The sequence below is a fragment of the Pseudarthrobacter sp. CCNWLW217 genome, assembly GCF_037203985.1.
Taxonomy (GTDB): domain Bacteria; phylum Actinomycetota; class Actinomycetes; order Actinomycetales; family Micrococcaceae; genus Arthrobacter.
The window spans coordinates 66,037-80,023 of sequence record NZ_JBBCBT010000005.1; the positions used below are offsets into that span (position 1 = coordinate 66,037).

Below are 13,987 nucleotides of genomic sequence, written 5' to 3' on the forward strand. Positions count from 1 at the left end.
GATTGTCCGTTAACTCGCATTGCTCTCTCCATCCTTGAGGGTTCCGGCGTCGCCGGCAGTCATAAGGGCCATTACGTCCGAGGTTGAGTACAGAGCCCGGATCCAATCGTCGTTGCGGTGTAATCCCACGTTCACGTCGCTCAAGGCGTGGGCTTGGCTGCCGGGGATCATTGGGAAGTGACGGGCCACCTCGCGCACCTGCCTTGTCTGGATGCCTGCCCCAAGGGCGACCCAATGGAGCCAGATGTCGTCGGCGCCCGGGCAGAAGTCCATGAACTGGTCCCCACGCGTCCTGAGTTCCCGCAGCATGCCCGGCGGGTAGATGACGCCCGAGACGCCCAGCGCAAAATTGTTGAGGCCGGGGGTAGTGTCCCGGCGTTGCGTCCAATCCTTGTAACGGGAGATGCTTCCGTCGTTGAGGCCGATCATCCGCACCCAGTGTCCATGGACCATATCCGGATGCTCGTGGTTGGCCTCGACAAGGGTTTGGAGCCACCGTGACGGATAGATGATGTCGTCGTCGGCTGTGGCGAGGGGGCAATCGAACTCAGCCGAAGACTCAACGTACGGAAAGTACTTTGTGTGCGGGCCGAAGTTCCTGGTCAACCTGGTTTCCAGGCCACGCCGCTGAAGACGCAGCAAAGCGGGGGTCCGATGCTCGAATGCCGCCGGATCGTCCAACCACAGGATCATCCGCTTCGGCTTGACTGTCCCCCTCGCAATCGACTCAAGGGCGATGTCCACCGTCCGCAGCCGGGCGCCATAGCTTGTCATGGACACGACGACGTCGGCCGTGCCCGTGACCGGTTCACGCACCAGCAGGTTTCGGCACCGAAGAATCAGCAGGCCGCCATAGGCACGGATCCGCTTGAATACCTTGCGGACCCGCTTGACGGCGGACCGTGCCACGGGATGACCGCTCATGCCGGTGCCTGCCCTTCAAAAGCGGCTATCGGGGTGGCGGCGTCAAGGTTAAGGTAGATCTTCACAAGGTTCCGGGCATCCTTCGGAACTCCGAAGACAAAGACCCCCGAAGCGCTCGTGCCTGGGGCGACGCTGGCGGGGAACGGCACAGTACCGGGGCCGCTCAGCGTGCTTGCTGGAGAGTCGTCTTGTCCGTAACTGACGTTGATGACAGCCGGGTCCAAGGAAATCTCGGCGCCAGTATCGTTCTGCACGGTCACCTTGAACCTGATAGCGGGGCCGGCGATCTCGCCGATGCCGATTGCTTCCCCTTCCACGGCAACAAGCTCGCTGATCGTCGCAGACACGCCTGACTTGACAACCTTCGTGGCGACCAGCGGTACGGGTGGTGCCACGGGTTGGTCGATGGTTGCCAGTTCTTCGTCGCTCTTGTTCGAACGGTCCACGGGAGCCGGATCGCCGGGCTGCGGAACAGCCGCCGCCGTGGCCGGGCCAGTGGTCTCCGGCGGTGGTGGGGAACTGCCGGGGTCAGGGGTCGTGGTAGGACTGGCGGAAGGTCCGGCCGTCTGCGTTGCTGATTCGGTCGGGCTCGCGGAGGGCCCAACTGAATCCGGGCTCTGCACCGAACCCGGGCTCTGTGCGGACATTTCGGATGCCCCCCATTGAGTGAAGGTCCAGATTGCTCCGGCCGCTGCCAACAGGGCCAGCACCAGGGCAAAGCCGACCCACCGTGGACTCATTCGTCCATGGTCCCTTGCGTTGTTCCCCGGCTCGCTCATGTCCTATGCCCCAAGATCAGATAGTGTCGCTACGCCGCTTCCGGCCTGGTTCCGTTTCCGAGGCGTAGTGGACGGCGTGCCATAGAGGATTTGCAACTCCCGGAACCACTTCACCGAGGCCATCGCCAGGAAGGCTGCGGTTGCGGCGAAAATTGCGGTGTAAATGGCCATGAACAGTGGGGTGGCGCCGTAAACCAAGAAGCTCAGGCACAGGACGCCGTAGTCCATGGGGACCACGAGGACAGAACGAAGCCACGAGGGTCCTGACGCATCGTTGGCCAGCGAAACCACTCCGCGTTGCCTGCGCAGTTGCTCGGTCAGAATCATGCTGAAGAACAACACCGCTGCCACGACGGCGGACCCCAAGGGAACAAGCAGCCAAATTTGGTCCACTGCTTCGAAACGGTAGAGGGCAACGAGCAACGCAAGGGGCAGAACCGACGTCTTGACGGAGTCCACCATGTGGTCGAGCCACTCACCAGCAGGCGAGCCCTTGCCTGTAAGTCGCGCGAGCTGTCCGTCCGCCGAATCCAGGGCGTACCCCACAACCAGGCACAGCGAAACCGCGATGCCCAGCCCCCACGACGGCGGGAAGGCCACGAGCAGACCGATGCCGGAGAAGGTGAAGACTGCGCTGATCGCCGTCACAGCATTGGGCGTCAGTCCCAAACCAAATGCGGCTGCCGCCAAATACCGTCCCAGCCGCCGGTTCACGAACCTCGAGTAGGCCGGCGCACCCCGCGCCGCCGTCTTTTGCGCGCCTGAAAGCCGGGAGACGGCGTCGCGGTAGCCTGCGTAGGGCATGAGCTCTGCGGCGGCGGCCACCTTCGCATGTTGCCCGGACATCAGCGCGCTCCTACGGTGTTACGCCGCTTGAGGGCGTGCTTGGGACTCCGCTGGCGGTCCGGCCGTGCCAGAGCACGAGCAGGCTGGTGTGCCAGGACGAGGTCGCCGCACAGCTGTTCATATCCCGCCGCGACCATGTCCCAGTCGAACCTCCGGGCGAGCTGCTGCCCCAGCGCGCCCCTCTCCCGCAGAGCGGGCAGCTGCACCTCAGCCTCCTCTGCAAGCGCCGTGACGTCGTCGGGGCCAACGAAATACCGGCCGGAGTCCGAAAGCACCTCGCGGTTGAAGTCGACGTCGAACGCATTTGTCGCCGCCGCGGAACCGATCGCACGGAGGAGAGAGGGGTTGGTGCCACCTACCGAATGGCCGTGCCAGTAGACGAGGCAGTGGGCGTAGAGCTGGTCCAGTAATTCCTGGTCCCAGACGCCACCAACAAACCGAACGCGTTCGTCGCCCAGATGGTGAACCAAGCGTGTGTATTCATCCGAATACGGTGCCGAGCCCACCACTATTAACGGTGCCTTCGCCTGGCTGCGGACGTAGCCCTCCACGATCAGGTCGACGTGGTTTTCAGGCTCGAAGCGCGCTACGACCAGATGATAGCTGCGGGGCTCAACCCCGAGTTCTGCCAGCCTGTGCGATGGGGCGTTGTCCAGTATTGGCGCACCGTACGCCAAATAGACGGTTTCGGCGGCGAACTTGTCCCGGTAGTAGTTCTGGATGCCCACAGCATCCGCGATCAGCGCATCGGACCAGCGGACAGCCAAAGCCTCCACGCTTCGGTAGTACCGCTGCCCTCCCCGGCCCCACTTGGCCCGTTTCCATTCAAGGCCGTCCACGTGCGTTGCCACAGGTATGCCGGCAGCCCTGAAAAGGGGTAGGTACGGGGCGTTGGCCGCGTTGAAGACGATGGCCGCGTCGGGCCGGTGACGCAGCAGGTGCATTACTGAAAGGCCGGTATGGCTCAACGTCTCCAGTGCTCGCTTATGCATCGCCGGCAAGTAGACCAGGTCCATGCCGAGGTACGTCGATTCACGCGCCGCGCTGCCGTCCAGGTCACGGCAGTAAACTGTCACCTTGTGTCCCCGGGCGCACAGTCTCTGTCCAATCTCTTCGATGGCTGTCTCGAATCCGCCGTAATGGGCGGGGACACCACGCGTCCCCACCATCGCGATTCTCAGTCCATTCATCGCTGTACCTCGTGGATCCGGTCTTCCGGGCCGACCGGGTGATTGATAAGTTCAAGGGCAGTGCGCAGGACCGAGCTTGACGTGTGCACGGTATAGGGGAAGTAGACAACTTCGACGCCAACCTCGCCGAATGCCCGCTCCAGCCGCTTACCTTCGGGCGTACCACGCCAGTCATCACCCTTGAAGAACACATTGAACCTCAGTTCTTCCCACACCTGGAGCTTGTCCGGAATCAGCTCCGCATACACCTTGTCGACATACGTGATGTTTTTGACGATCTCCAACCGCTCGGCAAGCGGCACCACCGGGAGGTGGCCCTTGGCCCTTTCGAGAATCTCGTCGGAGACGACGCCGGCGATCAGATAGTCGCATTGCGCCTTGGCGTGCTTGAGGATATTGAGGTGACCTATGTGAAACAGGTCAAACGCGCCTGCTGCATAGCCGATTCTTAGGCCCACGCCATGCCTCCTTCCAATTCTTGGCCGGCTAAGCCAGCGGTGTGTGGGAGGGCTTAGTCTCAGGAAGTTCCAAGACTTCGGCTCTGACCGCAGGGCCGGCGGATCCGGCGCGCCCTGATGCAGGAGTAATAAGTGCTGTGAGTTCGCAGGAGTCAGGTTGGTGAGCCACAAGGCGCGGAATCCTGTTGCTCGAAACAATGCCCGCACTTCGGTAGTGTTCGCTTTTAGGGACGGCGAATACCCTGACCTGGCTCATCCTGAGACCTCTTCTGGGTGGGTTCCTGGAATTAGTACAAGTCAAGCCCCTTGGCACATGGGGTGCACCCGTAATTGCTACCTGTCTTGACTACTGGCGGCTACCTGTTTGTACTCAGGTGGATCCGGGACAGCTACTTGAATGAGGCCATGCCCTGGCCCGCCCCGAGGGAAGCGTCGTCTAGACTGGTCAGAGGTGCGCCGGGAAGTCTGGTCGGCAATATTTTTGTCGACCCCTTGTTTAGGACACCTTCGTGAACAAAAACCCGTCTGCTCCTCAGCGCTCCTCCGTTTTGGGACGAGGAAGCTACGCCGAAGTGCTGCGCATCGGCGAGATCCTGCGGAAGGAAACCGTTGGCGGCATCTTGTTGGTCGCCGCAGCGGTCATTGCCCTGATCTGGGCAAACTCCCCGGCTTCCGACAGCTACTTCGCTTTGCGCGACTTCCGCATCGGCTTCGAGCCGTGGCACCTGGAACTCAGCCTGGGGGCGTGGGCCGCCGACGGATTGTTGGCGATCTTCTTCTTCCTCGTCGGGCTGGAACTCAAACGTGAGTTCGTGGCCGGAGACCTTCGCCAATTCAGTAAATCCGTGGTGCCCATCGCAGCGGCCGTTGGAGGCGTCGCAGTCCCTGCAATCATCTATGCGCTGATCAATCTGAGCAGTCCTGGGACCCTGCGGGGCTGGGCTATCCCCACGGCGACGGACATCGCCTTCGCCGTGGCCGTGTTGGCGATCATCGGGTCGCACCTGCCCAGTGCGCTACGGATCTTCCTCCTGACTTTGGCCGTGGTCGATGACCTCCTGGCCATCAGCATCATCGCGGTGTTCTATTCCAGCAACATCCAGGCCGGGCCGCTGCTGCTGGCCCTCATTCCGCTGGCGGTGTACACCTTCCTGGCCCAGAAGTACCGCCGGTTCTTCGGGACCAGACCCGCTGCGGCGTGGGTGATCCTCCTTCCCTTGGGCGTGATCACCTGGGCATTGGTGCACGCCTCCGGTATCCACGCCACCGTCGCCGGTGTACTGCTGGGGTTCGCCATCCCTGTCATCCGGTCGCAGGCCAGCGGCGGCCCCGCTGCAGGACCTGGCCTCTCTGAGATCTTCGAACACCGGTTCCGGCCGATTTCAGCCGGCATCGCGGTCCCGGTCTTTGCCTTCTTCTCCGCCGGTGTCGCCGTAGGTGGCCGGGATGGTCTGATCTCGGCTCTGACTGACCCTGTAGCCATCGGCATCATCGTGGCGTTGGTGTTGGGCAAACCGATTGGGATCCTGGGCACCACATGGCTCCTCACAAAGGCCACCAGAGCGTCCTTGGACAGGTCCTTGAAGTGGATTGATGTATTTGGGATGTCCCTTTTGGCCGGGATCGGCTTCACAGTTTCGCTCCTCGTGGCCGAGCTGAGCTTCGGACAGGGCAGCGCCCACGATGACCACGCCAAGGTGGGGATCCTCGCCGCATCGCTGCTGGCCGCCCTCTTAGCCGCGGCAGTCCTGGGCACCCGGAACCGTCAGTACCGTGCCGTAGAGGCGGAGGAGGCCGTCGACACTGACCGGGACGGAGTCCCGGACGTTTACGAAGAAGACCGCCGCCCGTGACCTTATCCGGCCCACACATGTGGAGGCGTCATCGATGATGGTCGGGGTCCAAAGCGTAGACAGTGACGAAGTGTGCGACGCTGCCCGGGAACAGCACCATGGCTACCAGCACTCCGACGCGGCCGCGGGGGACTCAGGAAGGTGGCATCAGGCTCAGGATGCCTGGTTCAGGGCGTCCTCGGCCGCTACCCAGGAAATCATGGCGCACTTGACCCTGGCTGCGTAACGGGCCACACCCTCAAACGCGGCGGCGTCGCCAAGGATCTCAGGATCGGCGTGGATCTTTCCGCGGGACCGCAAGACTTCGCGGAAGTTATCGATGATCGTGTGGAGTTCGGCCACTGACAGCCCTTCGGCCAGCTCGCTCAGGACTGAGGCTGAGGCCATGGAGATGGAGCAGCCCTCGCCGTCCCAGGAAACCTGTGCAACCTTGCCGTCCGCCACCGCAACCCGGAGTGTGACTTCGTCGCCGCAGACGGGGTTGAGCTGGTGTGACTGCCCGGTGGAGGCGCCCTCGGGTGCAGCCGCACCGGCAAGGCCGCTGCCGTGGCGGACTTTGGAATGGTCCAGGATGATCTGCTGGTACAACTGGTCAAGGCTCATGATCGTTTACCTTCGGGAAATCGTTCTAGGCGCGGAAGTAGGACCGGACCTCAGCCACGGATTCCAGGAATGCGTCGACGTCGTCGGTGGTGTTGTACAGATAGGCGCTGGCCCGTGTCGTCGCGGTCAGTCCCAAGCGGCGGTGCAGCGGCTGGGCACAATGGTGCCCCACCCGGACGGCGATACCCTGCGAATCGAGGAACTGTCCGACGTCGTGGGCGTGCACCCCTTCAACGGCGAAGGCCGCGAGGCCGATCCTCTCCTGACCCGCAGCAGGGCCAAGGACGCGTATCCCCGGAATGTTTTCCAGTCCAGCCACCATGCGCTGGCCAAGCTCAGATTCCCAGCGGTGGACGCGCTCCAAGCCCGTCTCGGTGAGGTAATTTGCCGCTGCTGCCAACGCAACAGCCTGGGAAATGCGCTGAGTGCCGGCTTCAAACCGTTGCGGGGCCGGCAAGTACTCCGCCCGGTCCATGGTCACAGTGGTGATCATGGAGCCCCCGGTGAGGAACGGAGGCAGGATGTCCAGGATCTCCTGCTTGCCATACAGCACACCGATTCCGGTGGGTGCAAGCATCTTGTGCCCGGAGAAGACAGCGAAGTCAACGTCCAAGGCTTTGACGTCCAGCGGCAGATGTGGGGCGGACTGGCACGCGTCCAGGACAACCAGCGCTCCGGCCTTGCGGCCCAGCTCCACCAGTTCCTGGACGGGGTTGATGGTTCCAAGCACATTGGACGCATGGGTGAAGGCAAGGACTTTGGTCCTGCTGCCCAGGATGTGGGCAGCCTCGTCCATCTGCAGGCTGCCGGCGTCGTTGATCGGGATATAGCGGAGCGTAGCCCCGGTCCTGAAGGCAAGCTCCTGCCAGGGGATGAGGTTGGCGTGGTGTTCCATTTCGGTGACCACAATCTGGTCACCCGGCCCTATACCTAAGTCCTTGAGCCTGGCGTCCCCGCGTCCCTGGGCAGCCCACAGTGCAGCGTTGGACAGTGCGTAGCTGACCAGGTTGAGTCCCTCGGTGGCGTTGGACGTCCACACTGTTTCTGAGTAGTCGGCCCCGATAAAGTCGGCCACAGTCTGGCGGGCGTCTTCGAAGACCTCTGTAGCTTCAACGGCAAGGAAGTGGGCACCGCGGTGCACTGCCGCATTCCGTTGCTCGTAGAATTCCTGCTCTGCCTCAATCACACTGAGGGGGTTCTGCGAAGTAGCACCGGAATCGAGGTAGACCAGCGGACGGCCATTCACCAACTGCCCAAGCACCGGGAAGTCGTTCCGGATCCGAAGCACTTCGGCGTTGTCCATGGCCGGCAAAGCCCGTTCCAGCGTTGCTGGGGTTGTTACTACGGCCAACACTCACTCCTTGAGATGTCAATGGATGACACTCAATTGTCCCACAGCACGACTGTGGCGGCCCCCTAAAGGTGGCCGCCACAGTCGTTCCGGGCTTCAGCCGGAGAGTGGAGGGCCGGCGACGGCTGGGGGGAGAGCCTCGGTCTCAGAAGACTCTGACGTCGCCGGCCCCGTCTCAGTCCGGCCGTTGCGGGCCGGAAGTTATAGTGCGAGGAGGCCTGAGTAAGTACTTCAGCGGGGTCTGCGGCTTCTTTCGGTCCGCTTCTTCCTGCTTGTATTAGTTAATCGCGCCAGGCAGCCCAGTACACGAGTAGGGGGTACTCGACTTTCAAGCGGCCTTACTACGGGTTACGCACTGCCGATACGCGTATTTGGAAACAAAACCACCTAGGTACTCCCCCACACGCCGAAAGCACCGCTGTCCCAGGGAAAGGCGGTCCGGGCAGGGCTTGGTCGAGGCGCCTACTTTGGCAGGGCCGAGGCAAGTTCGTCGCGGCTGCGGACACCGAGCTTGACGTAGGTACGGTAGAGGTGGCCTTCCACCGTGCGTACTGACACCATCAGCCGCTGGGCGATCTCCCGGTCAGTGAGGCCCTGCAGCGCCAACTCCACGATGTCCTGTTCGCGCCGGGTCAGGTGCACTGCCGGCGCGGCGGCGATGAAGTGTCCTTCGCGGAACCGCTCGCCCAGTTCGTGGTCGCATTTCTCCCGAAGGGCGATTGCCTGCCTGGACCGCCGCCGCTCACCGGACTGTTCCAGGAGCGTGCTTGCCCTGGCATAGGCCTCGCGGGCCAGGTTGACGAATCCAGTTGCTTCAAGGTTCGTAGCGGTTTCCATCAGGGCGTCGGCGTCCGCGGATTCCCAGTTCCGGGCCAGCGTCAGCATGGCCGCCGCCCACCGGCCTTCCACTTTACCGGCGAGGGCCAGCACGAGCGGGATGACGGAGTGGTCGCCCAGGTCCCAGCAGATGGCCAGGAACTCCAGGTTCATCCCCTCCCTGGCCGAGACTTCCGGAGTAGTGGCCAAGGTGTGGATCGAGGCCAGCCCTTTGCCATCACGGCCCGCGTACTCGGCAGCAGCGTCGGCATAGGCTTTGGCAAGGAGCTCGTTGGAGGGCGAGCCTGGGATTGAGTCCTTATAGTCCAGCTCCAACCGCTTGGCCTGCGCGGCATCTCCGAGCCTTGCGGCCACGTAGAAGCCCAGCGATGAGCCGAACCGGAACAGCTGGAGGGGATCGTTGAGCCTGAGTGCCTCAACTGCCGGAAGCAGCATCTGGTAGGCACGTTCAATCCGGCCCTGGCGCAGCAGCGAGTAACCCCGGAGGAGCTGGACGGCTCCGCTGAAGCATGGGGCTCCGGGGGCCTGTTCCAACGCGTAGTTGGCCAGCTCCCGTTCGGCGGATTCCCATTCGCCCATGGCCAAGTAGCCCATGACCATGCGACCCAGGACAAACTCGTTGAAAAAGAACACACCGTCGCGAAGGGCAGGAAGTTCAGAGGCGGCCAGCAAAGCGGCATCGAGGCCCTGGACGCCGCGCCCAGCCACTGACAGCGTCTGGGAATAGAGCGCCAGTCCGATGGCCCGGAGGGCGTCGTCCACGGGCTCTGCGGGGTTACGGCTCCTAATGTCCTGGACGGCTGTCCCAAGGGCGTTGTAGTCCCCTGCTTCGCCTAGTTCCAGGAGGCGCAGCATCTGAAGCTGCCAGGGCCCCGTGCCGGCGGCTGCAGTGGAATCCACGGACGTGCCGGATTCCGCCCCGTCCGGATGGGGAGCCGAGGGTTCTTCCAGGAGCCCGGCCTGGCGCAGGAGTTCCCGGGATTCGGCGACGATGGCTGCGACGGGTTGTCCAAGGGCCTGATGGGCAGCTATGCGCAGCAGCAGGACGTGGGCCGCCTCGGAACTGTCCGCCAGTTCCAGCCAGCACCGGTCCAGCACGCCGGCTGCCTCGGAATAATGCGCCTCGTTGAACAGGGCCCTTGCCTGAATGGCGCGGGCGTGTGGTGCGAGGACTGGATCCTGAACCCTGGTGGCCAACATCCGGGCGTTCCCGTTCCCGTATCCTGCGATAGCCGTACCCGCCGCCTCCAGCAGTTCCGTGTCCGGAACCCGGAGGCCGCATTCGAGCGCCCATGCGGCGGCCCGCAGCCTGCCTTCAGGACTGGAGGGCGGCGCTTCCTGCTGGGCGCGGAGTTTTTCAAGGAGCTGCAGGCTGCGTGAGACGGACACGCTTTTCCTGACAGCGTCACCAATGAGGCCGTTCCACATCCTCAGCACGGCAGGGCTGCCGTTGCTTTCCACAACAGTCTGCTGGTCCAGTAATGAACGGACCAGCTCGGCTCCACAGATGTCCTCGATCACCTTGCGGCCCACGGGCTCGGCCAGGGCGACCAGCTTCAGTGCTTCCTGTTCCTCAGGCCGGCGGCGGAGGAGATCCTTGGAAACCACGGACGAAAGCCTGGGTCCTTCGGAGGGCAGCGGCCCGAGCAGCATCCAAATTCCGTTCCGCTTGGCGAGGACCCCTTGCTCTGCCGCGTCGTGGAGCAGGGCATCGAGGATCCGGGGGTTGCCGCCTGAGGCGTTCCAGATGGAGTCAACCGTTCCTGCGGGAACGCTGCCGTCCAGGGCGTGTGCCAGGACTTCTTCGATCTGCTCCCGGTTGAGCGGCCGCAGGTCCACCCGGTCCGCCAGACCGTCGTACCAGAGCTGGTCGAGCGGCTGCGGCAGGCCAGGGCGCGGCCTGCCGGCGGCTACCACGCTCGCCCAGCCGGCGGAGATCATATCTGCCACGATGCCAGCGCTGGCCTCGTCGAGCTGATGGGCGTCGTCAACCACCAGCAGCAGCGGAGTGTCCTTCCCGTCCTTGAGTTTTTCGAAATATTTCCACACGGACCTAAGGACAGCCACCGGGGAGACGGAATCTTCCGCCGTCAGCTCAGCCGTGTACGGGGTCAGCACCCCAAAGGGGACCCCTGACAGGGATGAACTGCCGTGGATGCGCAGAACGATCATCTCCGGGGACAGCCGCTCGGTGATGGCTTCGGCCAGCGCGGACTTGCCGATGCCGGGCCCCGCCATCAGGAAGACGGCCTGGCTGGTGCGGCTGCGGATGATGTTGCAGATCCGGTCCAGCGGCTCCCGCCGTCCCGTCAAAAGTCGGGACGATGCGCCTGATCTTGGTGCGTGGCCATTAGACGAGTCCAGTCAGATCACCCCTGGAAGTAACTCCGAGTTTGGTGAAGACCTGGTACAGGTGGCCTTCAACGGTACGGACCGAGACACCCATCTCCAGCGCAATGTCCCGGTTTGACGCTCCCCTTCCGGCCAGCCGTGCAATTTGGCGCTCCCGGCTTGTCAGCAGGGGGCTGCCGGTGCTCGGCACGATCGGAAGGTTGGCGACAGTGGCAGCCAGTATATCCAGCCGTGCCTGCGCAGTCCTTGCCGACACGGAGTCCCCTGCCTGCCGGGCGTAGTCCACGGCAAGGGCCATGCACCGTGCTTCCACGGCGTCCAGTTCCAGGGTTGCCGCGAGTTCTCCGCCGGCCAGCAGGGTCTTTGCATCCTTCGTCCTGCTGCCCACGGCGATCAGGCGGGAGATTTCCGCCAACGGTCCCTGCCGATGCCCCGCCACTTGTTCCAGGAGCCTGAAGTCGGCGTCGGTGCCATTGACCGTTGCTCCCAGCAGACTGATCCCGGCAACGGTGAACCGTCCCGCCTCGATGTTCCGGCGAGCGGACTCCTTGAGGCGGGCGGCGGCGTCGTGCTCCCCCAGCCACCTGCCGGCCATGTCGGAGCAGAATTCGATAATGCTTCCGGTCATGAAGTCACAAGGACCTGCCGTACGCTGGAGCTTCTCCAGGTACCTGCGGGACTGGCCGGCGGTCCCAATCTGGGCGTAGGCCAACGCGGTCGCGGCGTATGCGGAACGCAGGGAGCTGTGCAGCGGCCGGAGTTCGAGCTGGGCCGCAGCGGAGAGCAGCGGGTCCAGAGCGGCCGCTCCCCTTCCGCTGTACACATACGCGATGCCGGCAGCCAACTCAGTGGCCGCGCTGCGGTACGGGAGACGGTGCGCATCCGTCACCGCCGGCGGGTCCAGGAGGTCGATGCAGCGCCGCCACTGCCCTGCCATCAGCAGGACAAAGTAGGCGCGGCTGGTGTATTCCTCGCGCAGGCCAACGATCTGGGCAGCGTCCGAAATCTGGCCACCGAGCGTCCGCATCAGGCTGAGGGCGTCCATTTCCCGCCCGGTCAATGACAGCGCAGTCATCAGGATGATTGAGGCATTCATCCTGAACGAGACGTCCGGGTTGCGGGTAGCGTCGGAGGCGGCTTCGAGCGCGGGAACCATGGACGCGAAGTCGCCCACGAAAGCCTTGTATTCGAATTCACTGAGGCTGATGCGGTTGGCGGCAATGGCTAGGGGGGAGGGCCATCCCTTGGCAAGTTCCGGGCCTACGCCCAGCCGTGTCCTTGCCTCCTCAAGCAGGCCCGGGACCCTTCCGGTGTGTTCGGGCAGCCAAACCATGACTTTGGCCTTTGCGGCCACAACCTGGGCGTATTCATCCGCATCCAGGTTGTCCAGCTGCGGCTGCGTAATGTCGTCGAGGGCAGCCATGGCTTGGATCGGGAGGTCCAACAGGAGGTACGCTGCGGCCTTCTGCCGCTGACCGGGCACCCACTGGGGGTCACCCCTGGTCAGGGTCTCCGCGTAGGCGAGGGCGGAATGCGGATCGAAGAGCTGAATGGACGCTTCGGCGGCAGCCAGGGCCATCGCTGGGCTGAGTTCGGCCTCGCATTCCCGGGTCCAGGCGGCAAACGCCATCAGCTCCTCGACGGTCATGGAGCCCGGGTCCGGTTCCTTGCCGCCCAGGAGCTGGGAGCGGAGTTCCCTGCGACGGGCGATGCTGAGCCAGGAGCGGACGACGTCGCCAAGGTACTTTTCGCGGAGCGATACCCAGCGGCCGTCCGAGCCATCGATATCCAGGAGGCCCGCGTCTTCCATATCAGCGACGATGCCGGCACCGAAAATCGATGTGAGGGCGGACAATTCCACGCTCCGGGCACACGAGAGCATTTCGATGACCTCCCGTGTCTCAGGAGTCTTCCTCGCCCATCTGGAACGCACAATGTCGTCCAGGCTTGCGGCGCCGTCCAGCACCACCTTGTCCCGCAGTGTCCACACAGAATCTGAAAGCACCAGGTTCCCGGAGAGCTGCTGCTCCGTCACCAGCGCTTTTAACAACAGCGGATTGCCGCCCACCATGTTGTGGTAGATGCTCACCAGCGACGCGGAAACGCGATGGCCCAGCAAAGACAACAGCACCTGGCGGGTCTGAAGCTCGTTCAGGTTGTCCAGCCTGACTTCGGTCAGGCGGCGCTCGGTGAGCAGCCAATGGAAGTCTGCGGGCAAGTCGCTGCTCTTCGGGGCCACCGCGACGATCCTGGCTGTCCCGGTCAGGAGGATGTTCAGGAGGACACCGGCGCTCATGTCGTCGATGCTCCCCGCCGTGTCCAGGGTGATAACGCAGGGCCGGCCTGCTGCGTCACTCCTGATCAGGGACGTGATGCCCCGGAGGATGGCCGTCGGGGAACCCATGTAGGCCTGGGGAAGCCGTGCCAGTAAAAAGGAGAGGCAGCCGTAGGGGGTCTTCGAGGCAGGGTGGCCGCTGCGCAGCTGGAGAGCCCAAATATCCGGGCCCAACTCGGCAACGGCGGTCCTGGCCAGGGAGGATTTCCCCACTCCCCTGCCACCGGTGATAATCACGCCATAGGAATCTTTGCTCGTCAGCGCTGTGCGTACGGCTTCGAGGTTGGCACTCCGGGCAGGGACGGACCATCTCTGGTGCTCGGACTGTGCAGCCGTGTCCGTGGGCAACTCAACGTCGTTGAGCGTTGACCCACGTCCCCAGCTGAGTGGCTCGATTGACATGAACTTATCCCCTAGATCCCGCCCTAGCGGAGATAAAGCCCCATCGCTCCCCCGCTT

At 63.6% G+C, this 13,987-nt stretch carries 10 protein-coding genes; 1 reads left to right on the forward strand and 9 read right to left on the reverse strand.

Annotated features, from left to right (window positions below):
• Window positions 1-9 precede the first annotated feature (9 nt).
• From V9L18_RS07625 to V9L18_RS07645, 5 genes are read right to left on the reverse strand one after another with little or no spacing between them, the layout of a single operon-like run.
• On the reverse strand, window positions 10-924 hold the full coding sequence (locus V9L18_RS07625) for a hypothetical protein (RefSeq protein WP_337346590.1): 915 nt from the start codon (window positions 922-924) through the stop codon (window positions 10-12).
• Window positions 921-1,664 (reverse strand): hypothetical protein, encoded by a 744-nt coding sequence (locus tag V9L18_RS07630; protein ID WP_337346591.1) that lies wholly within the window; start codon window positions 1,662-1,664, stop codon window positions 921-923. Before V9L18_RS07630 ends, V9L18_RS07625 begins: the two co-directional genes overlap by 4 nt.
• Before the next feature lie 42 nt (window positions 1,665-1,706).
• Entirely contained in the window at window positions 1,707-2,549 is an 843-nt protein-coding gene (locus tag V9L18_RS07635; RefSeq protein ID WP_337346592.1) for a CDP-alcohol phosphatidyltransferase family protein, read from the reverse strand.
• Window positions 2,549-3,739, reverse strand: a complete 1,191-nt coding sequence (locus V9L18_RS07640) for a DUF1972 domain-containing protein (protein WP_337346593.1) — start codon at window positions 3,737-3,739, stop codon at window positions 2,549-2,551. The genes V9L18_RS07635 and V9L18_RS07640 overlap by 1 nt, the downstream gene beginning before the upstream one ends.
• Window positions 3,736-4,197 carry an adenylyltransferase/cytidyltransferase family protein gene (locus V9L18_RS07645; protein ID WP_337346594.1) on the reverse strand — a complete coding sequence of 154 codons (462 nt, stop codon included), beginning with the start codon at window positions 4,195-4,197 and terminating at the stop codon, window positions 3,736-3,738. Before V9L18_RS07645 ends, V9L18_RS07640 begins: the two co-directional genes overlap by 4 nt.
• A gap of 509 nt (window positions 4,198-4,706) precedes the next feature.
• Between V9L18_RS07645 and nhaA the strand changes: the two genes are divergently transcribed.
• Window positions 4,707-6,050 (forward strand): Na+/H+ antiporter NhaA, encoded by a 1,344-nt coding sequence (nhaA, locus tag V9L18_RS07650; RefSeq protein WP_337346595.1) that lies wholly within the window; start codon window positions 4,707-4,709, stop codon window positions 6,048-6,050.
• A gap of 153 nt (window positions 6,051-6,203) precedes the next feature.
• Here nhaA and sufU read toward each other — a convergent pair whose 3' ends face one another.
• The 4 genes from sufU to V9L18_RS07670 all read right to left on the reverse strand — a co-directional run bounded on the left by sufU (window position 6,204) and on the right by V9L18_RS07670 (window position 13,930).
• The gene (sufU, locus tag V9L18_RS07655) at window positions 6,204-6,653 is read right to left on the reverse strand and encodes a Fe-S cluster assembly sulfur transfer protein SufU (protein WP_337346596.1); all 450 of its coding nucleotides are present in this window, start codon (window positions 6,651-6,653) and stop codon (window positions 6,204-6,206) included.
• Window positions 6,654-6,678: 25 nt separating this feature from the next.
• Window positions 6,679-8,004, reverse strand: a complete 1,326-nt coding sequence (locus V9L18_RS07660) for a SufS family cysteine desulfurase (protein WP_337346597.1) — start codon at window positions 8,002-8,004, stop codon at window positions 6,679-6,681.
• A 462-nt stretch (window positions 8,005-8,466) separates the two neighbouring features.
• Window positions 8,467-11,154, reverse strand: coding sequence for a LuxR family transcriptional regulator (locus V9L18_RS07665; protein ID WP_337346598.1), 2,688 nt, complete (start codon window positions 11,152-11,154; stop codon window positions 8,467-8,469).
• 37 nt (window positions 11,155-11,191) lie between these two features.
• A complete protein-coding gene (locus V9L18_RS07670; RefSeq protein WP_337346599.1) occupies window positions 11,192-13,930 on the reverse strand; it encodes a helix-turn-helix transcriptional regulator in 2,739 nt (912 codons plus the stop codon).
• Window positions 13,931-13,987 lie beyond the last annotated feature (57 nt).

Bases quoted from the DNA above. Each gene is read 5' to 3' on its own strand.
- V9L18_RS07635 (WP_337346592.1), bottom strand. From the start codon at position 2,549: ATGTCCGGGCAACATGCGAAGGTGGCCGCCGCCGCAGAGCTCATGCCC.
- V9L18_RS07670 (WP_337346599.1), bottom strand. From the start codon at position 13,930: ATGTCAATCGAGCCACTCAGCTGGGGACGTGGGTCAACGCTCAACGAC.
- V9L18_RS07630 (WP_337346591.1), bottom strand. From the start codon at position 1,664: ATGAGTCCACGGTGGGTCGGCTTTGCCCTGGTGCTGGCCCTGTTGGCA.
- V9L18_RS07625 (WP_337346590.1), bottom strand. From the start codon at position 924: ATGAGCGGTCATCCCGTGGCACGGTCCGCCGTCAAGCGGGTCCGCAAG.
- V9L18_RS07640 (WP_337346593.1), bottom strand. From the start codon at position 3,739: ATGAATGGACTGAGAATCGCGATGGTGGGGACGCGTGGTGTCCCCGCC.
- sufU (WP_337346596.1), bottom strand. From the start codon at position 6,653: ATGAGCCTTGACCAGTTGTACCAGCAGATCATCCTGGACCATTCCAAA.